The organism is Chryseobacterium sp. StRB126 (assembly GCF_000829375.1).
Classification (GTDB): domain Bacteria; phylum Bacteroidota; class Bacteroidia; order Flavobacteriales; family Weeksellaceae; genus Chryseobacterium.
Window position 1 is genome coordinate 3,350,318 of the sequence record NZ_AP014624.1, and the last position, 24,076, is coordinate 3,374,393.

Sequence of the window (24,076 nt, forward strand, 5' to 3'; positions counted from 1 at the left end):
CGCTTTCGATTAATTAAAGGTATATGATATTTTAGTTATCTAAATGCTTAGGAGTAAAACCGTCTTCATTTAATTCTCTGTGCTCATACTCTGCCTTCATTTCAGCTTCGTAGTCTACTTTAGTATCCTTACCCATTCTTCTTAGGATAGAGTCAAATAAAGAGTATACTACCGGTACAATAATCAAGGTAAGGAATAGAGACGATGTTAAACCACCGATTACTACCCACGCAAGACCTTTGTTCATCTCTGCTCCGGCACCTGTTGCCAATGCGATCGGTAACATACCGAAGATCATCGCAATAGTTGTCATCAGGATCGGACGAAGACGGGCGTGGTTCGCCTGAATTAACGCATCATGAGTGGTTGCTCCGGCTGCTTTTCTTGCATTTGTAAAGTCAACGATCATAATCGCATTCTTCGCTACCAATCCAATCAACATGATCATCCCCAGCATCGTAAAGATGTTCAATGAGTTAGCTGTTAAGGCAAGGATAACCATTACCCCAATCATCGCCAACGGAATAGAGAACAATACTACGAAAGGATATACGAAACTGTCATACAATGATACCATTACCAGGTATACCAATACGATAGCCGCTAATAACGCGATTCCTAAAGTACCGAAACCTTCCTGCTGGTTCTCCATATCACCACTCCAGATGTAATCTACCCCAATAGGTCTTTTCTCATTCATGAACTTAGCAGCCCATTCGTTCGCTACGTCTCCAACCGGTCTACCTACTGCTTTAGCTCTTACTTTTACAGAAGGAGACTTATCTCTACGTTCAAGCAAACTTGGCCCTGAACCCATTTTTACTTCAGCAAACTGACTTAAACGAACCTGCTGCCCCTGAGGGTTTGTAAACATAAGGTTTTTAACATCATCAATAGATTGTCTGTTCACATCTCCAAAACGGATGTTAATGTCATATTCATACTCTCCAGCTCTGAATTTTCCATCTGTATTTCCATTAAATGCAGTCTGCATCGTTTGTCCTACACTTGAAAGATTTAAGCCTAGAGAAGCCATTTTATCTCTGTCGATATTTACTTGTACTTCCGGGTTACCAGAGTCAGTTGATAATTCTGCATCTACTGCTCCAGGAACTTTTTTCAATAACTCAAGGATTCTGGTTGCTTCTTTTACAGCTGTTGCATTATCCGGAGCCGTTACTACCATCTCAATCGGAGCATTTTCTGCACCCATGATCCCGATTGGAGCTGTTTTAAACTCTACTCCTGTAAACTTCTCTTCTAAGGCTCTTTTTACTTTTGCAGCCTTGATGTTGGTACTTTCAGAACGTTCAGATTTGTCTGTAAGGTTAACCTGAACCTCAGATTGGTAAGTAGTTGCCTGAGCACCTCCAAAACCTGTTGACTGCTGTCCTACAGTTGTAATAAGGTCTACAACGTCTTTATCATTTCTTAAATACTTCTCAACCTCTAATGTCAATTGGTTGGTTTTTTCAACAGTGGCATCTTTTGAAAGCTCCATCTGCACTAAGAACTGACCACGGTCAATCGGCGGGAAGAATTCACCTCCAATGAATCCGAAGGCCACTAATGAGAATGAACTAAGTAGAATAATGAATGTAATCACAACAGTAGAAATTCTTCTTAAAGTTGTTTTCAGACACCATTCAAGAATATCTGTAACCCAATGAGTGAATTTGTCGATTAATCCTTCAAACCAAAGGATGAATTTCTCAAACCAGTTTTTACCTGTTAAATGCTCTAGTTTACCGAATCTTGATGATAGCCAAGGAATGATGGTAAATGAAGCTAATAACGAGAGTAATGTTGCAATAACCACCGTGACGCAGAACTGTGCCAGAATGTTGGCTACAAGTCCTGAACTCATCGCAATCGGTAAGAATACCACCACAATTACCAAGGTAATCGCAGCAACGGTAAATCCAATCTCTGATGCTCCGTCATAGGCTGCTCTGATCTTGCTTTTACCCATCTCCATGTGACGGTAGATGTTTTCCAGTACTACGATCGCATCATCTACAAGGATCCCTACCACAAGAGACAACCCTAGTAAACTCATCAAGTTCAAAGTATATCCCATTAAGTTCATTCCGATGAACGCTGCCACCAACGAAGCCGGAATAGATACCATTACGATGAATGCGTTTCTGATGCTGTGAAGGAACAATAGCATTACAATCGCCACAAGGATAATCGCTAAGAATAAGTCGAAAATTACGTGGTTGGCAGATTCAAGGGTAAATTCTGTAGTATCGTTTACGATTTTTACTTTTACTCCCTGAACTTTGTAAGCTTCTTCTACAGTTTTAATCGTTTTCTGAATACTTTCAGACACTGCTACCGCATTGGCATCAGATTGCTTTTTCACTTGGATTAAGATCGTCGGGAACTGGTTGAATCTCGCTACTTTTTCAACATCTTTCTGAGAGTCGAAAACGGTTGCAATATCCGATAAACGAACCTGTGCTCCATTCTTGTTAGAAACCACAAGGTTGTTCATTTCCTCTGTAGACTTATATTTCCCTGATAATCTAATGGTAGATTTTGTGGTTCTTGTTTTCAAACTTCCTGTAGGGAAATCAACGTTTGAGGAAAGAATTGCCTGCTGAACATCTCCTACTGAAAGTCCATACCCCTGTAGTTTTTTCTCATCAAGATTCACCTGAATCTCTCTCTCCTGTCCACCTACAAGATCCACCTGCGCTACTCCATTGACACGGGAAAAAATAGGTTCTATCTTTTTATCTAATAAGTCGTAAAGATCTTTACTATTCAGTTTATCAGACGAGATACTCATCGTGATAATCGGTAAATCATCTAAAGAGAACTTATTCAGTGATGGTGCTTTTGCATCATCCGGAAGTTTTGATAAGATTGCATTTACCTTTCTTTGGGCATCATTCAATGCAAAGTCTACGTCTGCCCCATTGTTCAGCTGAACCATGATAACGGATAAACTTTCGTATGAAGAGGACTCTACTTTTTTTACATTTTCCAAAGAACCTACGGCATCTTCAATCTTTCGGGTGACGGAGGTCTCCACCTCTGCCGGTGAAGCTCCCGGATATACCGTGGAAATGGTTACCATGTTGGTTTCAAACTTCGGAATCAATTCGTATCCCATGAGTGTATAACTCAGGATACCTCCCAACGTCAGAATTGTAAATAATACAATTACCAACGAGGGTCTTTTAATCGATATTTCTGCTAACTTCATATATCGTTTACTTTATAATGTTCACTTTAGATCCGTTGTCCAGGTTGATCTGTCCGCTGGTTACCACTTGCTCACCGCCGTTCAGTCCGCTTAATACCTGTACTTTGTCTCCGTAAACTTTTCCAATGGTTACTTTAATCAATTTAGCAACACCATTCTGAACAACAAATAATTGTCCTGAGCTTACTCCATTTACAAACGCTTCTGCAGGAACTGTCAGCATATTCTGAGTTTCTGCACCATGGTTTGTTTTAAAGATAGCCGTTGCATACATCCCTGCCTTTAAGTTTCCTCTGTTCTGAACTTCGATTTCAACAGGGAAATTCAAAGAAGCATCACTTTTAGGAGCAATAAATGTAATTCTACCTACGAAAGATTCTTCAGGTAAAACGTTTACTTTAATTGGAACTTCCTGACCCAACTGAATCTTTCCAACCTGGCTTTCATCTACTAAAACAGAAAGTTTTAAGCTGTTGATATTAACGATTTCAAACATTGAAGTTCCAACAGAAACAACTGTTCCGGGTTCAACCATTTTTTTGTTAACCGTACCACTGATCCCAGCACGGATGCTTGTATCATTTACTCTTACTCCCTGAGCTCTCACTGCAGCCTGCATGTTTTTCAGCTGCAATCTTGAATTGTCAAGTTGTTGTTTGGTAACTCCGCCTGTTTTGTATGCATTTTCGTAACGTTGGTTGTCGATAACAGCGTTCTGGAGGTTATTCTGAGCCTGAGTAACATCAACTTCGATAGCATCTCTTTTAATAGTTGCTAACACCTGGCCTGCTCCTACTCTTGAACCTTCTTTCACTAGAACGCTAACAATACGTCCAGCAATCTCAGAAGACTGGTTCATTTCCTGCTTAGGAATGAAGGTCCCGTTTGCAGAATAATCTGTATCGATATTCTCTCTTGCTACCGTTACGATATTAACGTTGATTTTATCTACCTGCTTGGCAACCTCTTTTACTTCCTGAGTTTGCTTTTCTTTATTACCTGCAATCTTGTAAGCTGCCAACCCAACCAGTACAGCTGCTACGATGATATATATTAAAGTTTTTTTCATTGCTTATTATGGGTTTTGTAGTGTGTTTAATTCTCCTTTTGCTTTCATCAACTGAATTTCAGCCTGCTTGTAATCTAATAGCGCATTGGCATAGTTTTGTTTTGCTTCTGTTAATGAATTATCTGTATCCAATAGATCTGTAAGTGTTGCTAAACCGTATTGATAGTTGGATTGTGTATTGGCCTGTACTTTTTCAGCCAATGCTACGTTATCCTTCATACTCTGAATGTTGATTAAAGCATTTTCCATATTGGTAGTTGCATTTTTATAATCTAAATTCAGGCTTAGCTGAGTGTTTTCAATATCCTGATTTAAGTCTTGGATATCAATTTCTGCCTGCTGGATCTTAGATTTTGTAGCCCCTCCTGTGAAAATCGGAATATTTACATTTAATCCTACCGATGCCGCATCACTCCAGTTTACACCATTATTGATTCCGTTGAACCAAGGGAATTTTGTTCCCATTCCATACCATCCGTAGTTGGCCTGAAGGCTTACTGTAGGATAAAGGAATGCTTCAGTAGCTTTTTTGTTGAATTGTAAAAGCTCCATTTGCTTTCTTAGAACCTTCACTTCAGATCTGTTGTCTAAATTGATCTGTCCTGCGATAAGTTCAGGTTTTGGTTCGATGCTTTTTTCTTCCAGTTCAATCTGAGAATCTATAGGAACTCCCATGTAAAACTTCAGTGCATTTTTGGATAATTCTACTCCATTGATAAGCTTTTGCTTATTGGAAGCGATGTTGGTAAGCTGAACATTGGTTCTGTCAAGATCGATAGGTTTTGCTAAACCATTATCTACCAAGCTTTTAATAACATTTCTTACTTTTTCAGTATTGGCATAGCTTGTTTCCAATGTTTTCAGGTTTTCTTCCTGTACAAATACATTGTAGTACGCTGTCGCTACATTCACAATGATCTGCTCATTGGTCAGCTGAGAGTTCAATACATAGAATTCTCTGGTAGACTTTGCAGCCTTTAAGCCAATGAAAACTCTCTGATCAAACAATGCCTGATTTAAAGTTGCAGAAATGTTTGAATTCCATGGCTGCCCCATTTTAAAAATGTTTCGCTGGCCCATGATCTCTACCACTGTTTCCTGAATAATCGGGTTATAAGAAACACCTCCGGCTACACTAATTTGTGGAAGAGCTCCGGCCTTAGCCTCATCAATCTTATATTCGGCTTTTTTAACCTGTAAGGCTGCTTTTTTAGCTTCTGCCTTATTCTGGAGTGCCTGTTTTATTGCTTCCTGCAGAGAAACCTGCTGCTGGGCGGACACCGATGAAAAACCGAAAATCATAAATGCTGCAGCTATCCCAATTTTTAGCTTTATAGCAGTTATACGTTTTCTTTTCATAATTTTATACTTCGTTTATTTTTTTAATTTTTATCCTTGTTTTTATTTCTAACTGACGAATCATTTTAAGAAATACTTTAGATTTTTTTAATTTTTAAATAACATATTGATAATAATCTCTTTTCTCTCTGAAATAATCTTATCATATTCTTCGTCACTGATCATCAGATTTTCCATAAACAATGGTCTTACCGCACTTGGAAAAACTAATAGTGAAACCATATTCAGGATAAACTGAACGGGAGCCATTTTTTCAATATTTCCCAGTTCCATTTCTTTTTCAATATCCTTATACAGGGTTTCCAGAATATCTTCTTCTATTTCTCTCTCGTGGCAGGTTCCTTTATTAATCTGTGAAACAATATAAGTTTCCAGATACGGATACTGTAGGCTCGTAGAAAGGCTGCTTTCTATAAACTTGCTGATCTTCACTTTAAATGGAAGATCCGAATTCTGAATGATCTTTGATTTCTCCTGCTCTACTTTCTGTGCTTCATCAAAGATGATCTGAATCAGTTTGTCTCTTGATCGGAAGTAATAATTAATAAGTGTTCTATTCACTCCTGCTTCATCTGCAATCTCCTGCGTAGTAGCATCAAATTTTCCTTTCACAAAGAATAATTTCTTCGCTGTCTCCTTGATCAATTCCTGTGTTTGGTCTTTTTTTGCTTGGTTTGACATTTTTGTTAAACAAATTTGTGCAAATTTATATTAAATTTTATTTTTGACAAAATTGTTAAACAAAAAAATTAAATGAATTTATTATGATTTACATCATATTTTTGAAATAAAGTTTGGATTTTTAAGATTGAATATTATAGTGAAGAATACTATATAAATCTTACTGTAAATGGATTTGGATATATATATCAACAAAAAAGAGCAGAAAATTCTGCTCTTTTTATTTTTATAATAATTTTATTTTGTCATCTAGGATATCGATGATCTTATCTTTATAAAGTCCACCAATGGCTTTCTTAAAATTCTTTTTACTCATCTGAAGTTCAGCTTTGATTTCCTCGGGAGTAGATTTATCTGAAACATACAGAAGTCCATAGTTTTCTTCTAGCCTGTCTAAGATCTTTTGTTTGAATTCATCAATATTTTCAAATCCTTCTGACTGCAGAGAAATGTCTATTTTCCCGTCTTCACGAATGGTTTTGATATATCCTGTCTCTTCCGACAACGGATATAGCTTTTTGAAAACATCCGAAGCATAGATCAAACCGATGTATTGTTTATTAATGACCACATTCCATCCCAGTTCACTTTCGTTCATCATGATAAGATCTACTTTATCTCCTTTTTTGAACGGAAGATCCTCATACTGTGGATTTCTTTTGAATTTTGTAGTTCCCGTAATCAATTGCATATCCTCATCTACATAGAGATAAACCAGATATCTTTTACCTTCAATCATTTTGGTTTTCTGCTGCTTGTACGGAACAAATAAATCTTTAATAATTCCCCAATCCATAAAAGCTCCGCTTGGAAGGCTCTGTACACAACTCATTACCGCAAATTCACCTACTTCCGCCAAAGGAATTTCAGTGGTTGCTTTTAATTTATCATCATCCTGATACACAAAAACCTCAACATACTCTCCTACTTCCTGTTCTTCACGAATGAATATTTTAGGAAGAAAAGCTTTTTCACTGGATTCTTCGTCTGTTAAGATCCATCCTGAATTAATTTTTTCTGAAATTTGTAAATTCTGAGTTTTTCCGAGTTGCATTGATGATAAAATTAGCTGACAAAGGTACGGAAATTTGGAGGTTTTAACCTAGTGAATACTTTTAAGAATCATTTTTATCTTTGTAACAGCCTTTAAAACCGATACATTCTGAACAAAAAAACTGAAAAACATGAAAAATTATTTTATACTGGCATTTTTTCTTTCCATCATTCTTACAAATGCCCAAATACTGGATAAAGCAGCTGTTAATTTGGCCTACCGCTATACTGGAAGGAATGTTTTGCAGGCTGGGCTGGAATTCAGACTTGGAGAATCAAACTATAAATCTTTGATTATAGGACCTTCTATGCTTTATGCAAGCATTAATGAAACCAATAAATTTATTCCTGAGGCTAATATCTATTATATTAATAATGGTTTATTATACGGTATATCCATCAATCCATATGCAATAGAATCCAGAATTGGAATATCATTATTCAATGCTTTATTTCTCAATACCGGCTATGCTTTTCCTATACACAAAGAAAAGTATTTTAAAGGGATCACTTTTGGAATTCAGTTTAATATTACCCCTAATCATTCGAAATTTTATGATAAGATGAAGGTGATGTAAATTTATTTCTCGCAAATCTGACTGATTTGACAGATTTTTCTATCATTACAAAATACATTATGCACAAGAACATTTCAACTTTTTTTAATATAATATTTTCAGAAGGTTGCCCTGTTTTTTTTTGCCACGAATGTACGGATGTTTAGCAGTGTACAGTTTTATCGGAGATAAAATCCTTGCCCTCTATAAAACAGTAGTACTTTTAAAAAACTTTGCGGCTTTGCAATTTCCAACATACTTACAACATTGAGATTGCTTCACCTCCGGTTCGCAATGATCAAATATTTTAATATGGTTTATACTTTTAAACAAAAAAAAAGAGAAGTCAACAAACTTCTCTCAGTGTACATTATAATCCGGAAATATAATCCCTAAGTTCTCTTTTGCTGTTTTCAAAATCAAAGGCATCATATACTATAAAATACTTATTCTTATCTACACAACTCAGATACATAGATTTTGCAAGTGCTAACTTATTCTTATCGAAGCTTAAAGATTTCACCAAATCTCTTATCTGTACAGCAGTAAACATAGAGTTTCTCATCTGTTGATTAATTAAAGCTACTTTTCCATCATCAAACTTTTCGTTTCTCTGCAGCATTTCAAAAAACTGCCGGAATGTAGTATTATCCATTCCATTTCCAGGATTATTCCAATTTCCGGGTTGATTTCCATAAGGATTATTCCAGATATCATTCCAATCATTAAATCCATATTGTCCCTGTACCGGATACATGTCTAGCAGATATAACCCTTGATTAGTGAAAAAGTCCAATACCATTCTGCTGTTATTTCGAAGCATAAGGGAGCTTCTATAGATTAGAAAACCATTTTCATAAATGGAGATCGGAATTCTTCCAGATTGAAGATCAAAAAAACGGAACTTCCCAGAGCCATTGCCAATCATCTGGTCCCCAACTTCAACAGTGAAAAAACCCTGCTCAGGAATTCTTAAAAAGACTTCAGCATAGCCATAATTTTTGTTCCATTGATAGTTTGGGTTCTTCAATCTTTCATTCTGATTCTCCGGATTACGATCAAAGGATTTATTTTTCACTCCTGATTTTGGACCCCGCATTTCAGTAGCTGAAGCTTCATTTTCCAACAATTCACCAACTTTGCCTGCTTCCTGACCAAAAGAGCTGATTCCTATCAAAAGCGTTAAACCGATAAAAATTTTCTTCATGTTTAATTTTTCAAAATCAATCTCCATTTTTATGCCAAAAGTAAAGTTGAGATTGCTTCGCTTTGCTCGCAATGACAAAAAATACGGATAGGGTTAAGGACAAACAAAAAAGAGGAGCAATTATACTCCTCTTTTACTATTTAAATGATTAAATTTTAATCAAATATTACATGTGGATAGATCTTTTTGCTGTAGCATCCAATGCCGCTTCTTTAATTGCTTCTGCGTAGGTTGGGTGAGCGTGAGAACTTCTTGCAATATCTTCAGCACTTGCACGGAATTCCATAGCAATTACTCCTTCTGCAATAAGGTCAGCAGCTCTTGCTCCAATGATGTGCATTCCTAAGATCTCATCAGTTTTCTCGTCAGCAATAATCTTAACAAGTCCATCGGTATCACCACTTGCACGGCTTCTTCCTAATGCTCTCATTGGGAAAGAACCTACTTTGTAAGCTACTCCTTCTTCTTTCAACTGCTCTTCAGTCTTACCTACACCTGCAACTTCCGGCCAAGTGTAAACAACACCAGGAATTAAATTGTAGTTGATATGAGGTTTTTGACCTGCTAATATTTCAGCAACAAGAACTCCTTCTTCTTCAGCTTTGTGAGCAAGCATAGCACCTTTGATAACATCACCGATTGCATAAATGTTTGCAACGTTAGTCTGTAAGTGATCATTTGTTTTTACTCTTCCTCTTTCGTCAAGCTCTACACCTGCTTTTTCAAGACCAAGACCATCTGTATAAGGTTTTCTACCTACAGAAACTAAACAGTAATCTCCTTCTACTACTACTTCTTCTCCTTTTTTGTCTTTAGCTGTGATTTTTACAGTATCTCCGTTTCTTTCCACTGCAGAAACTGCTGTAGAAAGCATAAACTTCATACCTTGCTTTTTAAGAACTTTAGTTAATTCTTTACTTAAAGCTCCATCCATTCCAGGGATGATTTTATCCATGAACTCAACTACAGTTACCTGAGCCCCTAATCTTAGGTATACAGACCCTAATTCAAGACCAATTACTCCACCGCCGATTACTACTAAGTGCTTAGGAACCTCCTTAAGGTTTAATGCTTCAGTAGAAGTGATCACTCTTTCTTTATCAAGAGAGATAAAAGGAAGTGAAGACGGTTTAGAACCTGTTGCAATAATGGTATATTTAGATTCGATTGTTTCAGAAGAACCATCGTTTTTAGTAATTTTAATCTGAGTAGCAGATTCAAAGCTTCCTAATCCCTCAAAAACAGTGATTTTGTTTTTGTCCATCAAAAAATTGATTCCCTTAGTTGTTTGATCTACCACTTCATTTTTACGCTCAATGATTCTTGCAATATCTACTTGTGGCTCATTGATGATAATTCCGTGACCTGCAAAATTATGTTTTGCATTTTCGAAATGCTCAGAGCTGTCAAGAAGAGCTTTTGACGGAATACATCCAACGTTAAGACAAGTTCCGCCTAAAGTTGAATATTTTTCAATAATTGCTGTTTTGAAACCTAACTGTGCTGCACGGATCGCAGCTACATAACCACCAGGACCAGAACCTATTACGGTAACATCGAATTGACTCATGTTATTTTATGAATTTGTTTATTATTATCTATCTTAATTCTCACAAATTTACATATAAATTACCAAGCACCAAAGTGAGTTTTATCAATTTTAAAAATGATAATTATATGCTTTAGTTGTAAGAAAAACGTTATTTTATGAATTTTATATTTTCCTCACTCCCAGCCTTCAAATACATTGCTGTAAAGACAAGGGGTTTTTCAGCTGAGGCATTATCAAAATGAAGAATTTTTACATTCTTAGGTTCATAAAAAGCATCTCCTTCATGAAGTACCAATTTCTCCTCTCCTTCGATCTGAAAAACAGCTTCGCCAGAATTGATTATCCCTAAAACGGGACAGGGATGCAGATGTTCGGGAGCTCCTTGTCCTGCTGCCATCGTTATTTCCTGAATCTCTGTGAATTTTACTTTCTGTTCAATAGCCGTTTTTAACAATTCTTTTCTGGAGATTGTCTTCTGCTGGGCCGATATTACAACTGCATTCAGCAGCAAAATAACAATTATAGACAGCTTCATTGATTTGATGTTTAATTAAAAAAATACTACACATTCAGCTTTCCTTGTCCAATGGCGCCCGTAGTTTCAAAAAATGAACCACCATATACATACCATTCAAGGTTTTCCAGAAATTCTACTGCATTTTCCGGGGTTATCTGCGAACGGTCTTTTTTTTGAAACAATTCCTTTGTACCATCTTCCTGATTTTGGATAATGTTCATATTCAACAAAATAATGAATCCATATTCTTTGGCATAACTTACACTGCTGAATTGTTACTTCTCCATTTCTTCCGTTGGTATGATCCATCCCTAATTCCGAACTTCTAAATTCAGTATAATTAAAATCAGGTTTTTCACACGCACATCCTATTTGGGGGATTTTCTTCATTATCATTTATTTTATCAGATTTCAAATCTAAGAAAATAAAGCTCTATAAGACAAATATGGAAATACTACTTCATTAAATCCAACAAAACCTTTTCGTATTTATCCAATATAATATTCTTTGAAAATCTGGATTTTATAGAATTTTTTATAGCGTCACGATTATTATCCTGATGCATCACTTTAATTACTTTTTGTGCAAAACCTTCATAATCTTCAATATCAGCAATTTCACCGTTCACATTATGCTGAATGATCTCATTAATTCCTCCCGGGCAATTATTGGCTAACGAGTAGGTTCCACAGGCTCCGGCTTCCAGAAGCACATTAGGGAAACCTTCGTATCTTGAAGATAGAATAAACAGATCCGCATACTTTAAGAATTGATAAGGATTCTCCTGTCTGCCATGGAAAATAACATTTTTTAACCCCAAAAACTCTTTCATCTGAAGCAGAACCTCTTTGTCTTTTCCATCTCCTAGAATATGAAGCATAATATTTTCACTTTTGAGCCTTGAAAATACTTTTAACAGGTTATCAAACCCTTTTCTGGCTGATAAATTACCAATGGCCACTACATTCTTATAATTGTATTTAAACCCTTCAGGCTTTAAGGAAATACTCAATTTATCATCAATAAAATCAAAATCTACCGGATTATTGATTTTGACAATTTTCTTCTTTTTAATATTAAAATTATCAACCAAATCTTTCATCATATCATCACTTTGCGCAATGATTCTCTGATAGTTATTGTAAAAATTATAGAAAAACTTGATTTCCTTTCTCGTAACATGCTGAGTAACTACATTTGTTTCCCTGGCAATGAATTTTGTTCTTGGAAAAAGCTTAATAAATAATGATAAATAAGCATTTACTTCTCCAAAACCAGAAAACACAATATCGGGTTTTCTTCTGTAGATTTCACCTAAAATAGGCTTTAAAGAATGTCTGATTCTCTCAGTATTAATGTCGATAATTTCAACATCTTTTTTCAGGAAATTTAGATATCCGCCCTGTTTACGCAACAGCAAAATCTTAGGTTCAAAACGATCCCTGGAAAGATGATTTGCTATAGTGGTAACTATTCTTTCTGCGCCCCCGGTTTCTAGATCCGGCAGAATAAATATGACAGATATTTTTTTCATCAGTTAAAGTTAGTAAAAAGTTTTGTTAACCTTCAAACCTAATTCATTAAATACAGGAATAATTTCGTTAATATTTTCAACACTTAGAAAAGCATATTTATCTTCAGTAAAATTTATTCCTCTTTTTCTAAAAAAGTAAAAATTATCATTATTTTCACCAGAAAGACTTTCAGGTTTGCCAAAAATAATATTGCCAAAATAATTAGCATTCATCTCAGCATTCACCTGCTCTATTTCATTCAATTTTTTATATTTTAAAATTTTCCCATTGAACTTTTCAACGATAACTATTCTTTGGTTTGTAATTACATAACAGTTATTTTTCAACTTCCAATATTTTAAAATCCATCTGAAAAAAGTTATATATAAAGCATTACAAAAAATCCCAATTACTATTATTGAAAAAAGCCAAAAACTGGAATTTAAAGTATTTGTGACAAAAAATACCGCAATTGCCAAATAGAATATCGAAAAAACTATTCTCAACTTTTCCGTTATATTAAAAAAGAAACTCTTCTTAGGAAGAATTTCTTTTAAAATTATCTCATTATGATTTAAAATCATTTTAATTGGCAACATCACTGATAAATTTAATTCTCAGCATTCTTACTTCTTCATCAGACAACTCATCTCCGAATTCATCCAATAAGATCTTCATACTGTCACTCTCAGATTCATTCATAAACTCCATAAAGCCGTCTACAATGTCTTCATCAAAATTATCTTCAATATAATAATCAATATTAAGTTTTGTTCCCTGATAAACGATTCTTTCCATTTCTTTCAAAAGCTCTTCCATAGAAAGGTTTTTAGCTCTTGCAATATCTTCAAGATCAATCTTTTTATCTGTGCTTTGGATAATGAAAACCTTATGGCTGGATTTATTAGCCACCTGTTTCAATACCATGTCCTGGGTACGTTCTATATTGTTGTCCTCAACATATGTTTTAATGTAGTCAGCAAATTCTTTACCATATTTTTTAGCTTTTCCTTCTCCTACTCCATAAATCTTATTGATTTCATCTGCTGTAATCGGATATTGAACCGTCATATCTTCCAAACTTGGATCCATAAATACCGTATAGGGTGGAATTCCGTGTTTTTTGGCTACTTTTTTCCTTAATTCCTTTAATAGATTAAATAGTTTTTGGTCTAAACCGCCTCCGGCCTGCTGCTGCAGCTGATCACTATCTGCTTTAGCTTGAGTAAGATCAAATTCTCTGTCTTCGGCAATTAAGAAAACATCCTTAGATTTACCATCTAATACCTTTTTGGCTTTTTCAGTAATCTTTAGAACGCCATACGTTTCAATATCTTTCTGTAAGAAATTCTGAACGGTTGCCTGTCTTAGAATCGTCTTCCAATAGTTATCTTTTTCTTCTTTACCAAAACCGAAATAACGGTTCTGTTCCAGTTTATAAGACTTGGTAACTGCGTTTTCTTTTCCTACGATAACGGAAATCAGATCTTTTGATTTAAATTTTTCGCCAGTATCTTTAATCAGTTCAAGAGCTTTTGTTAAATCCGCTGTGGCATCTTTTAATTTTGGAGGGTTAGATGAGTTATCACACATATTCGCTCCGTCTCCATTCACTGGATCAAAACTTTCTCCAAAATAATAAAGAATATATTGTCTTCTGCTCATGGAAGTTTCAGCATAACCTACTACTTCATTTAAAAGCTGTAATCCAATTTCTCTTTCGGACACAGGTTTTTGAGCCAGAAATTTTTCCAGCTTCTCAATATCTTTAGGATCATAGAATGCAAGGCAATGGCCTTCACCACCATCTCTTCCTGCTCTCCCGGTTTCCTGATAATAACTTTCCAAAGACTTCGGGAAATCATAGTGAATGACAAAACGTACATCCGGCTTATCAATTCCCATTCCGAATGCAATGGTAGCTACGATGATATCAACTTCTTCCATCAAGAATTTATCCTGATTGGCCACTCTTACTTTCTGATCAAGTCCGGCATGGTAAGGAAGGGCATTAATTCCATTCACCTGCAAAAGCTGGGCAAATTCTTCCACTTTTCTTCTGCTCAGACAATAGACGATCCCTGATTTTCCTTTATGCTGATTAACGAATTTAACAATCTCCTTATCTATATTAATTTTAGGACATACCTCATAATATAGATTCGGACGGTTGAAACTTTCTTTAAAGACCAAAGCATTGGTCATGCCTAGTGTTTTCTGAATGTCATCCTGCACCTTCGGCGTAGCTGTAGCTGTAAGAGCAATCACCGGTACACTGGCAATCTTATCAATAATCTGTTTAAGGTTCCTGTATTCCGGTCTGAAATCATGTCCCCACTCTGAAATACAGTGAGCCTCATCAATAGCAAAGAAAGAAATCTTAACTTCTTTTAAAAAGTCAAGATAATCATCTTTAATCAATGATTCTGGAGCTACATACAAAAGCTTGGTTTTTCCACTTTTAATATCGTCGAAAACCTGTTTTGTCTGTGTCTTGTTTAATGATGAATTCAATACATGCGCTACCCCATCCTCGGATGAAAGTCCGTTTACGGCATCCACCTGATTCTTCATTAACGCTATTAAAGGTGAAACAACTATTGCTGTTCCCTCCGAAATAAGTGCCGGAAGCTGATAACATAATGATTTACCACCACCTGTAGGCATCAATACAAATATATCCTTCCCATTCAATAGGTTTTCTATAATCTGTTCCTGCTGTCCCTTAAATGTAGAAAACCCAAAATACTTTTTCAATTCGCCTGATAAATTGGCTTTTTTTGCGCTCATCTAATTTTCTATTGCTAAATTTGCATCTAACCCAAAGTTATAAAAATTCTGCTTAAAATAAAAGCGAACGAATTTATAAAAAATAAAATTTATATTAAATATTGTTTTTAAAATATAACGTTTTTTGAAAACTTTTTTGTATACCTTATTGTCATAAAATGGATAGAACCAACATTATATCAATTGCTAAAAGCACTTTAGAAATTGAAATTTCAGAATTAGAAAAATTAAAAAACAGAATTGATGACCAGTTTGCCCAGGCAGTAGAAATTATTCACTCTGCAAAAGGGAAATTAATTGTAGTAGGAATTGGGAAATCTGCACATGTAGGTAATAAAATTGTTGCTACACTAAATTCTACGGGAACGCCCTCTCAATTTTTGCATGCCTCGGAAGCTATTCACGGTGATCTGGGCGTGATCCAGAAACAGGATGTGGTGCTTTGTATCTCCAATTCCGGAAATTCTCCTGAAATAGCCAACCTTGTTCCCTATTTAAAGGATTATTCTTCTGCATTAATTGGAATGACGGGGAACAAAAGCAGTAAATTGGCTGAATTTTCAGAAATTATTCTGGATACTCATGTTGATGTAGAAGCTTGTCCTAACAAACTGGCACCTACAAGTTCTACAACTATCCAAATGGCATTGGGAGATGCTCTTGCTGTAGCTTTAATGGAACTGAATGAATTCAAGGCCAACGATTTTGCCAAGTTTCATCCGGGAGGAAGCCTGGGTAAAAATTTAACCTCCAGAGTTGAACAGTTCCTTTCTTCACAAAAACCTCAGGTTTCAGAAGATGCTCCAATTAGGGATGTTATTATTTCCATCAGTGCATCAAGCCACGGAATTACCGTTGTTACCAATGAAGATCAGATCATTGGAGTTATTACCGATGGGGATTTGAGAAGAATGTTGATGAAGGGAGAAGATATCACTAAGATTCTAGCCAAAGATATTATGTCTGCAAATCCAAGGACTATTGAAAAGAATTCACTTGCCAAAGAGGCGATGAAAATATTAAAAGGCAATAATATTGGTCAGCTGGTAGTTACTGAAAACGGAAAATATTTCGGAATCATTGATCTTCACACATTATTGGATGAGGGTATTAATTAATCCTTAGTATAAGATGAGCCATTTTCTAAAAGAACATATTCAGGCCATCATCAATCCCACCGATGATGAATTTGAAATCATCAAAAGCTTTTTTGTAAAAAAGAAATTCAGGAAAAGACAGTTTCTGATACAAGAACATCAGCCTGTACACGAAATTTTTTTGATAGAAAAAGGTATTCTTAAAAGCAGCTTCATAGATAATTCTGGAAAGGAGCATATTCTTCAGTTTGCATCTTCTCACTGGTGGATTTCAGATTTTGCAGGATTCTTCAAGCAGGAACCCTCATCGCTGGCAGTTGATTGCATTGAAGATTCTGAAGTATATGCCATCTCTTATGAAGATTTAAATACGCTCTGTTTAAAAGTTCCTGCAATAGAGCACTTTTTCAGAGTAAAATCTAATTTCGGGTATGTAGCACTGCAGCAGAGGATTCTTTCATTAATGAGCAAGTCTGCTAAGGAGCGTTATGAAGATTTTATTAAACAGTATCCCGGTTTTATAGATCATATTCCGAAACAGCTTATTGCAAGCTACCTGGGAGTTTCAAGAGAAACATTAAGCCGATTATATTTATAAAGATGTGACTTGTGTCACATCTTTTTTTTGAGGTATATCCTTATAATAGCTCTCTCAAAAATCCCACCTTTGTATTATAATTTTTAACAATAATACCAATGAAAAAGAAAGCATTAATCGTAGTGACAAGTGTGGAAAAATATCCTGATATGGAAAGAGCAACAGGTCTATGGCTGGGCGAGGCAGTTCATTTCTATGAAAAACTGGAAGAGCAGGGTTATGAAATAGATTTTGTAAGCCCGAAGGGAGGCTATACTCCACTTGATCCTATTTCTCTGCAAATGTTTGTACAGCCTGTAGACTGGAAATATTATGCTGATGAAACATTCAGAAATAAATTAGGGGATACTTTTGCACCGCGTGACATCAATCCTAAAGATTATAGTATCATTTACTATACAGGTGGACATGGTGTAGTTTGGGATTTCCCTGATAATATAGAGTTACAGGAAATAGCCCGCAGTATTTATGAAGATGGGGGGATTGTATCATCTGTATGTCATGGAGCCGTAGGACTTTTTAATATCAAACTTTCCAACGGAGAACTGTTGATTCAGGGAAAAACAGTAACCGGTTTTTCAAATTCAGAAGAAATTGCTGCAGAATTGGCAGATCACATGCCTTACCTTACAGAAGATGTATTAAAAAGCAGAGGAGCTCAATATGTAAAAGCTGAGCAGGATTTTGTTCCTTTTGCAGTGGCAGATAGAAATCTGGTAACAGGACAAAATCCTCAATCCGGAGCTGCCGTAGCAGAAAAGGTATTGGAGATTCTGAAAAAATAGAATGATCCCGGATATAATTGTAACAGACAGCCTTTTTGAACTGTCTGTTTTTGTATTCGATAGTACCTTTTATAAATAAGTCTACAATCTGTAATATTAACCTGAACAAATTCATGACTAATAAATTCTAAATACTGATTATTATTTCATAATTTCGCAGACTTAAACTGCTTCCCTTTTCAGGGTGGCATTTTGACAGATTCTATTATATGGACAATAACAAAGACATGTCCTTTCTGGGGCATATTGGAGAATTAAGAGGACATTTGGTCCGTTCAATTATTGCTATCATCATTGCAGCCTTTGCGGTTGGTTTCAATATCAACTGGATTATGGACCATATCTTTTTTGGACCTACCAGAAATGATTTCCCCACCTTCAAAATTGTTAATCATTTTTCAAGGTTGCTTTTGGGAGAAGACAGCATTCATCTTCCGAAGGATTTCCCGGTACGTGTACAAAGATTATATCAGCAGTTCAATGTGATGATGGCCGTTTCCGTTTTTGGTGGAATGGTGGCTGCTTTTCCTTACATTGTATGGGAATTATGGCGTTTCATTAGTCCGGCTTTACATCCAAGAGAGAAAAAGAATTCTATCTATATCATTAATTCGGTATGGATGCTTTTTATGACCGGAGTTTTATGCGGATATTTTTTAATTCTTCCTTTTGCGGTTAATTTTGGAGTAATCTTTAAAATTTCAGATATCATTGTTCCTCTTTATGACCTGAGTGATTATACTACTTTGTTTTTACAGGTAGTTTTAGGGATGGGGGTTATTTTCCTATTTCCTATTCTGATCTATTTCCTTACCAGTATCGGAATTCTTACTCCTGTATTTATGAAGACCTATCGTCGTCATGCTATTGTATTAATCATGGTGGTTGCAGCAATTATTACACCTGCAGATGTATTAAGTATGCTGATGGCAGCTTTCCCCTTATTGATCTTATATGAATTCAGTATTATGATGTGCACCTTTACGTATAAAAGGGTACAGAAAAGCAATGGAAATCTTCCTGCCGTACAAAAATAAGCTCATAAAAGAACAATAAGTTCTTCTATCATAAAATTTAAACAAATGCCGATCTCCTACTGGAAGATCGGCATTTGTTTTTTCATTATATCTTTATTCATATAAATTCAATAAATATCCACATAATATATAAAGTCAACTTCCACAACACTCCACCCCAAATAAGCAGATATCTAATTAAATCGAAAAAAATCAAATTTATATTCAATAAAATTAAAAATAAACAAAAACATTTATTATTTTTACACGCATTAATTAAATTTATTAAAAAGTTATATGAAAAAGAAAATTATTCTTGTTTGCGCTCTTGCTTTAAGCTTAACAGGTTTACAGGCACAGCGTTGGATACCAGTGTCTGAAAAGGTAACCCCTATAAGGAAAGAAGTCAGAATCGAATATGCTTATAAATTTGATCTTGCTTCCCTAAGAGATGCTTTAAAAAATGCTCCGGAAGCAGGAACTGGTGGTGCTCCAATAGTTGTTTCCTTGCCTACCGCTAATGGAAAAATGGAAAAATTTTCCGTGTACAGCTCTCCAACGGTTGCAAAGTCTATGGCAGAGAGATATGAATTAGGGGCCTATTCCGGAGTAGGAATAGATAATCCTAATAAGCAGATCAGATTTACTACCGCTCCTAATGATTTCCAATCAATGTTATTTGATGCGAACACAGGAAAATATGAATTCATAGAGCCAATGAATAAAGAAAAGGATATCTATGGGGTATTCTATAAGTCTGATAGATCAAGTGAGGATCCTTTTGAATGTAAGGTTTCTGAACCTGAAGCCTTAAAAAAGCAAATGAATAAGCTGACAAGTACAAAAAATGTTTTGAACGGCTTTAAAAACCCTAATAAAAATAACGATCAGAAATACAGAACCTACAGAATTGCAATCTCTGTAAACGGTGAATATACTCAACTTGCAGGAGGTGTTCCTCAGGCAGCAGCCCGTATTAATGCTACGATGCACAGAGTAAATGGAGTATTTGAGAAGGATTTTGGTATCCACATGATTGTTCAGGATTTTCCTCAGGTTATATTTACAAATCCTGCTACAGATCCTTATTCTGATGTTATAGTAAATACAAACCCAACTACCGGCGCAATATCATATAGTGCTCCCGGAGCATGGAATCTACAAGTTCAACAAACCTTGAGCAATACAGCGGGTATTGGAAATGATGCTTATGACATAGGACACTTCTTTGGCCACAGAGGTGGTGGTGGTAGTGCCGGTGATGTAGGTAACGTATGTAGAGACCCGGAAGACAATAATGATGCTACTTCAAAAGGAGCAGGAATTACCTCTCCTAACATCGTTGATCAACCTTTTGGAGACACCTATGATATTGACTTTGTAGCCCATGAAATAGGACATCAGTTTGGGGCTGCTCATACCATGTCTATTGCTCTTCACGGAGCTCATATGGAACCGGGTTCAGGTTCTACAATTATGGGATATGCAGGTATTACCAACTATAATGTTCAAATGAATTCTGATGCCTATTTCCACATTAAGAATATTGAGGAAGTAGCTGATTACACTAATTTTGTGACTTGTGGTACGATTACACCTGTTAATAACACCCCCCCTGTAGTACAGCCGATGGCTAGCAGAATAATTCCAAAAGGAACACCATTTATCTTAACTGCTTCTGCAACAGATGCACAAAACGATCCAATAACCTATACATGGGAACAGTATGATCTTACTGCTACTGCTTTTGGATTTGTAAGTGCTAACCGAAATAATGGTGCTAATTTCAGATCGATAATGCCAACAACCAATCCAGTACGTTACTTTCCTTCATTATCAAATGTTCTTAATGCAACTCCAAGTGGCACATCATGGGAAACTGTATCCAACGTACCAAGAACATTAAACTTCAAGGTTACAGCAAGAGATAATAATCCGAATTTTGATCAGCAACAGACACAAAGCAGTCTGATGAAAGTGGATGTAGGAACCGAAGGACCTTTTAAAATAACTTCAACTACGGTTTACAAAAATACTCCGGCAGCCATCACTTGGGATGTAGTCAACACAAATAATGCCCCGTATAACGTACAGAATGTTAAAATAGATTACACTACTGATAATGGTGCTACATGGACAGTTATTACTCCTTCTACCCCAAATGACGGAGCGGAACCTTATGCATTTAATTCATTGGCAACCGGATCTACTGTAAAGATCAGAGTAAGTGCTATTGATAATATATTTTATGCTATTGGCAGCGCTACAATTACTGATGCTTCAGCTGCTTGTACAACAATTGCTCCCACAGGAATTACTGTAACAGGAATTACAAGAAATTCTGCCAGCGTAAACTGGCCTGCTTTGCAAGATGGTAATTATTTTGTAAGATATAGACAGACAGGAACGGCTACATGGACTACAGTTCCTGTATCTACAAATGCCTATAACGTATCTGGCCTGAATACGGCTACTCAATATGAAGTACAAGTAGCTAATAAATGTGGTGTGGTAACTGGTGATTTCTCAACATCTACAAACTTTACTACATCTGCGTTTGCAAAATGTACAGTACTTGGAAACAGTGGTGCAGCTACAAATATCGGTGGATACATCTCCAATGTTACAGTAACTCCAACAGGAATGAATCCTGTTTCAAATACGAGTACAGGTTCTTCTTATACTGATTATACAACAGATCTTACGAAATTGATTACTCTTAAAGTAGGAACTTCAGGCAACTCAATCAGCGTAAGTAAGGATTGGCTTACAGCAGATCATTATTATGGTGGAGTAACTGCGTGGATAGACTTCAATAGAGATGGAGTATTCTCTACTTCTGAAGTGATCTATTCAAGTAACGACGCTAATATTATTACGCCAGTATCTGGAAGTTTCTCAGTACCTGCAGATGCTTATACAGGAGGAAATGTAATCATGAGAGTTGGATATTCTTATTCTCAGGCTCCAAGCAGCGGTTGCAGCAATCTTCAATATGGAGAGTTTGAAGATTATCCTGTAAGTATTCAGGCACAGCTTTCTACAAATGATGTAGTAAAAGACAAGGCTTCTATCCAGATCTTCCCTAACCCGGTAAGTGATGTATTGAATGTAACTCAGGTTTCTTCTAAGGCACAATTCTCCATCACCAATATGGCAGGACAGAAAGTAATGAGCGGTCAGATCTCAGATAACAAGATCTCTGTTTCAAGACTGAGCACGGGAGCTTATATTATTTCAATTGAAGATAAGGGAACTACTTCAAATCTGAAATTCATTAAAAAATAAAAATCCCTTCTTTATATTACAGCCCGGCATTAGCCGGGCTTTTTTATACATTTAGGCGAAATTAGTCGGCATTTTCATATTATCTTTATCCGGCTGTTAATTTAATTTTATACTTTTGAAAAGATTATTAATTTAATTTTACATGAAAAAGCTGTCATACACACTTTTATTGGTTTCGGGACTTGCTTTTGGGCAACTCTTTGAAAAAAATAAAGTGTATACTAAACAAGATACATTGAAAGGTTCCAATACTCCATTCAGAGATTTTTGGGATGTTAAAAAATATAATTTTTCCGTAGAGCCTGATTTCGAACAGAAAAGCATTAAGGGTACAAATAAAATAAGCCTTGAAATCATCAAGGACATCACCAATCCTGTATTTCAGATTGACCTTCAGCAACCTATGAAAGCTGGAAAAATTACAGCAAGCTTCCCTATTGCCAACTCTAAACAGGATGGAGATTTTATCTTTATCACTACGAAGAAAAAATTCAAAAAAGGCGAAAAATATACGATTGATGTTGACTATTCCGGGAATCCCCATATTGCCAAGAATGCTCCCTGGGATGGTGGATGGGTTTTCACCCAAGATAAAAACGGAAACCCATGGATGAGCCCTGCTGTTCAGGGAATAGGGTCTTCTATATGGCTTCCGACTAAAGATATCTGGAGTGATGAACCGGACAACGGAATCATCATGAAAATTATTACTCCTAATGATCTTGTAGGCGTTGGAAACGGAAGATTAATTGATAAAAAAACTAACGGAAACAAGACTACCTATACCTGGGAAGTGAAAAACCCGATTAATGATTACTCTATTATCCCAAACATTGGTAAATATGTAAATTTTAAAGATACTTATGACGGGGAAAAAGGTAAACTGGATCTGGATTACTGGGTTCTTGACTATAATCTCGACAAAGCAAAGAAGCAGTTTGAGCAGGTGAAGCCAATGCTTTCCGCATTTGAACATTGGTTTGGCCCTTATCCTTTCTATGAAGATTCCTACAAACTGGTAGATTCTCCTTATCTCGGAATGGAACATCAGAGTAATATTGCTTATGGAAATGGTTATCAAAATGGTTACCGTGGAAAAGACCTTTCAGGAACAGGAATTGGCTTGAAGTGGGATTATATCATTATTCATGAAAGTGGTCACGAATGGTTTGCCAACAATATCACCGCAAAGGATGAAGCAGATATGTGGATCCATGAGAGTTTCACTATGTACTCAGAAGTTCTTTTTACAGAAAATTATCTGGATAAAAAGTCTGCAGACCTCTATATGATAGGCCTTAGAGGAAAAATTGATAATGATGTTCCTATTATTGGAAAGTATGGCGTAAGAAATGAAGGTAGCGGAGATATGTATCCAAAAGGCGCCAATATGATTCATACGATAAGACAGGTCATTAATAATGATGAAAAATTCAGACAGATTTTAAGAGGATTAGGTAAGGATTTCTATCATCAGACGGTTACTACCAAACAGATTGAAGATTATATTTCATCAAAATCAGGGATTGATTTCTCCACTGTTTTTGACCAATATCTGAGAACCATTAAGATCCCTACTCTTGAATATATTCAAAATGGAGACACCTTAAAATTCAGATACACGAATGTTGTGAAGAATTTGAAACTTCCGATTATCATCAATGGAGATCAGACCATAAACCCAACTGAAGAATGGCAGACAGTAAAACTTAAGAAAAGCACTCCTGTTGAACTGAACAAAAATTACTACATTAATTATGTAAGCGTACAGTAAG

The 24,076-nt window shown here is 35.9% G+C and carries 19 protein-coding genes; 7 read left to right on the forward strand and 12 right to left on the reverse strand.

What is annotated here, in order from left to right:
* Positions 1 to 31 precede the first annotated feature (31 nt).
* From CHSO_RS15260 to CHSO_RS15280, 5 genes are all read right to left on the reverse strand, one after another.
* Positions 32 to 3,217, reverse strand: coding sequence for an efflux RND transporter permease subunit (locus tag CHSO_RS15260; RefSeq protein WP_045497730.1), 3,186 nt, complete (start codon positions 3,215 to 3,217; stop codon positions 32 to 34).
* Positions 3,218 to 3,224: 7 nt separating this feature from the next.
* The gene (locus CHSO_RS15265; RefSeq protein WP_045497732.1) at positions 3,225 to 4,286 is read right to left on the reverse strand and encodes an efflux RND transporter periplasmic adaptor subunit; all 1,062 of its coding nucleotides are present in this window, start codon (positions 4,284 to 4,286) and stop codon (positions 3,225 to 3,227) included.
* Positions 4,287 to 4,292: 6 nt separating this feature from the next.
* The gene (locus CHSO_RS15270; protein ID WP_045497733.1) at positions 4,293 to 5,645 is read right to left on the reverse strand and encodes a TolC family protein; all 1,353 of its coding nucleotides are present in this window, start codon (positions 5,643 to 5,645) and stop codon (positions 4,293 to 4,295) included.
* A gap of 87 nt (positions 5,646 to 5,732) precedes the next feature.
* Complete coding sequence (locus CHSO_RS15275) at positions 5,733 to 6,326, reverse strand: TetR/AcrR family transcriptional regulator (RefSeq protein WP_045497735.1); 594 nt, start codon at positions 6,324 to 6,326, stop codon at positions 5,733 to 5,735.
* 226 nt (positions 6,327 to 6,552) lie between these two features.
* On the reverse strand, positions 6,553 to 7,380 hold the full coding sequence (locus CHSO_RS15280; RefSeq protein ID WP_045497736.1) for a S1 RNA-binding domain-containing protein: 828 nt from the start codon (positions 7,378 to 7,380) through the stop codon (positions 6,553 to 6,555).
* A gap of 130 nt (positions 7,381 to 7,510) precedes the next feature.
* Here CHSO_RS15280 and CHSO_RS15285 point away from each other — a divergent pair, with 130 nt between their 5' ends.
* A complete protein-coding gene (locus tag CHSO_RS15285; RefSeq protein ID WP_045497738.1) occupies positions 7,511 to 7,957 on the forward strand; it encodes a hypothetical protein in 447 nt (148 codons plus the stop codon).
* Between the two features lie 349 nt (positions 7,958 to 8,306).
* On the opposite strand, the gene CHSO_RS15290 is transcribed toward CHSO_RS15285, so the two are convergent.
* The 7 genes from CHSO_RS15290 to recQ all read right to left on the reverse strand — a co-directional run bounded on the left by CHSO_RS15290 (position 8,307) and on the right by recQ (position 15,517).
* Entirely contained in the window at positions 8,307 to 9,143 is an 837-nt protein-coding gene (locus tag CHSO_RS15290) for a DUF4476 domain-containing protein (protein WP_045502652.1), read from the reverse strand.
* Between the two features lie 166 nt (positions 9,144 to 9,309).
* Complete coding sequence (gene lpdA / locus CHSO_RS15295; RefSeq protein WP_045497739.1) at positions 9,310 to 10,713, reverse strand: dihydrolipoyl dehydrogenase; 1,404 nt, start codon at positions 10,711 to 10,713, stop codon at positions 9,310 to 9,312.
* A gap of 130 nt (positions 10,714 to 10,843) precedes the next feature.
* The gene (locus tag CHSO_RS26145) at positions 10,844 to 11,230 is read right to left on the reverse strand and encodes a cupin domain-containing protein (protein ID WP_045497741.1); all 387 of its coding nucleotides are present in this window, start codon (positions 11,228 to 11,230) and stop codon (positions 10,844 to 10,846) included.
* A gap of 26 nt (positions 11,231 to 11,256) precedes the next feature.
* Positions 11,257 to 11,433 carry a hypothetical protein gene (locus CHSO_RS25970; protein WP_171817650.1) on the reverse strand — a complete coding sequence of 59 codons (177 nt, stop codon included), beginning with the start codon at positions 11,431 to 11,433 and terminating at the stop codon, positions 11,257 to 11,259.
* A 234-nt stretch (positions 11,434 to 11,667) separates the two neighbouring features.
* A complete protein-coding gene (locus CHSO_RS15305; protein WP_045497743.1) occupies positions 11,668 to 12,747 on the reverse strand; it encodes a glycosyltransferase in 1,080 nt (359 codons plus the stop codon).
* A 9-nt stretch (positions 12,748 to 12,756) separates the two neighbouring features.
* Positions 12,757 to 13,326, reverse strand: coding sequence for a hypothetical protein (locus CHSO_RS15310; RefSeq protein ID WP_144428933.1), 570 nt, complete (start codon positions 13,324 to 13,326; stop codon positions 12,757 to 12,759).
* The gene (gene recQ / locus CHSO_RS15315) at positions 13,313 to 15,517 is read right to left on the reverse strand and encodes a DNA helicase RecQ (RefSeq protein WP_045497748.1); all 2,205 of its coding nucleotides are present in this window, start codon (positions 15,515 to 15,517) and stop codon (positions 13,313 to 13,315) included. The genes CHSO_RS15310 and recQ overlap by 14 nt, the downstream gene beginning before the upstream one ends.
* A gap of 158 nt (positions 15,518 to 15,675) precedes the next feature.
* On the opposite strand from recQ, the gene CHSO_RS15320 reads away from it, so the two are divergent.
* From CHSO_RS15320 to CHSO_RS15345, 6 genes are all read left to right on the forward strand, one after another.
* Complete coding sequence (locus CHSO_RS15320; protein ID WP_045497750.1) at positions 15,676 to 16,635, forward strand: SIS domain-containing protein; 960 nt, start codon at positions 15,676 to 15,678, stop codon at positions 16,633 to 16,635.
* A 13-nt stretch (positions 16,636 to 16,648) separates the two neighbouring features.
* Complete coding sequence (locus CHSO_RS15325; RefSeq protein WP_045497752.1) at positions 16,649 to 17,212, forward strand: Crp/Fnr family transcriptional regulator; 564 nt, start codon at positions 16,649 to 16,651, stop codon at positions 17,210 to 17,212.
* Between the two features lie 98 nt (positions 17,213 to 17,310).
* A complete protein-coding gene (locus CHSO_RS15330) occupies positions 17,311 to 17,997 on the forward strand; it encodes a type 1 glutamine amidotransferase domain-containing protein (RefSeq protein WP_045497754.1) in 687 nt (228 codons plus the stop codon).
* 209 nt (positions 17,998 to 18,206) lie between these two features.
* On the forward strand, positions 18,207 to 19,034 hold the full coding sequence (gene tatC, locus CHSO_RS15335; RefSeq protein WP_045497755.1) for a twin-arginine translocase subunit TatC: 828 nt from the start codon (positions 18,207 to 18,209) through the stop codon (positions 19,032 to 19,034).
* A gap of 276 nt (positions 19,035 to 19,310) precedes the next feature.
* Positions 19,311 to 22,301: a reprolysin-like metallopeptidase gene (locus CHSO_RS15340; RefSeq protein WP_045497756.1), complete on the forward strand. Its 2,991-nt coding sequence runs from the start codon at positions 19,311 to 19,313 to the stop codon at positions 22,299 to 22,301.
* Between the two features lie 142 nt (positions 22,302 to 22,443).
* Positions 22,444 to 24,075, forward strand: coding sequence for a M1 family metallopeptidase (locus CHSO_RS15345; RefSeq protein ID WP_045497757.1), 1,632 nt, complete (start codon positions 22,444 to 22,446; stop codon positions 24,073 to 24,075).
* The last annotated feature ends 1 nt before the right edge of the window (position 24,076 follow it).

Coding starts and splice junctions, on each gene's coding strand:
- CHSO_RS25970 (WP_171817650.1), bottom strand. CDS start 11,433: ATGAACATTATCCAAAATCAGGAAGATGGTACAAAGGAATTGTTTCAA.
- CHSO_RS26145 (WP_045497741.1), bottom strand. CDS start 11,230: ATGAAGCTGTCTATAATTGTTATTTTGCTGCTGAATGCAGTTGTAATA.
- CHSO_RS15275 (WP_045497735.1), bottom strand. CDS start 6,326: ATGTCAAACCAAGCAAAAAAAGACCAAACACAGGAATTGATCAAGGAG.
- CHSO_RS15285 (WP_045497738.1), top strand. CDS start 7,511: ATGAAAAATTATTTTATACTGGCATTTTTTCTTTCCATCATTCTTACA.
- tatC (WP_045497755.1), top strand. CDS start 18,207: ATGGACAATAACAAAGACATGTCCTTTCTGGGGCATATTGGAGAATTA.
- CHSO_RS15305 (WP_045497743.1), bottom strand. CDS start 12,747: ATGAAAAAAATATCTGTCATATTTATTCTGCCGGATCTAGAAACCGGG.
- CHSO_RS15290 (WP_045502652.1), bottom strand. CDS start 9,143: ATGAAGAAAATTTTTATCGGTTTAACGCTTTTGATAGGAATCAGCTCT.
- CHSO_RS15330 (WP_045497754.1), top strand. CDS start 17,311: ATGAAAAAGAAAGCATTAATCGTAGTGACAAGTGTGGAAAAATATCCT.
- CHSO_RS15345 (WP_045497757.1), top strand. CDS start 22,444: ATGAAAAAGCTGTCATACACACTTTTATTGGTTTCGGGACTTGCTTTT.
- CHSO_RS15320 (WP_045497750.1), top strand. CDS start 15,676: ATGGATAGAACCAACATTATATCAATTGCTAAAAGCACTTTAGAAATT.
- lpdA (WP_045497739.1), bottom strand. CDS start 10,713: ATGAGTCAATTCGATGTTACCGTAATAGGTTCTGGTCCTGGTGGTTAT.
- CHSO_RS15260 (WP_045497730.1), bottom strand. CDS start 3,217: ATGAAGTTAGCAGAAATATCGATTAAAAGACCCTCGTTGGTAATTGTA.
- CHSO_RS15340 (WP_045497756.1), top strand. CDS start 19,311: ATGAAAAAGAAAATTATTCTTGTTTGCGCTCTTGCTTTAAGCTTAACA.
- CHSO_RS15265 (WP_045497732.1), bottom strand. CDS start 4,286: ATGAAAAAAACTTTAATATATATCATCGTAGCAGCTGTACTGGTTGGG.
- CHSO_RS15325 (WP_045497752.1), top strand. CDS start 16,649: ATGAGCCATTTTCTAAAAGAACATATTCAGGCCATCATCAATCCCACC.
- CHSO_RS15310 (WP_144428933.1), bottom strand. CDS start 13,326: ATGTTGCCAATTAAAATGATTTTAAATCATAATGAGATAATTTTAAAA.
- CHSO_RS15280 (WP_045497736.1), bottom strand. CDS start 7,380: ATGCAACTCGGAAAAACTCAGAATTTACAAATTTCAGAAAAAATTAAT.
- recQ (WP_045497748.1), bottom strand. CDS start 15,517: ATGAGCGCAAAAAAAGCCAATTTATCAGGCGAATTGAAAAAGTATTTT.
- CHSO_RS15270 (WP_045497733.1), bottom strand. CDS start 5,645: ATGAAAAGAAAACGTATAACTGCTATAAAGCTAAAAATTGGGATAGCT.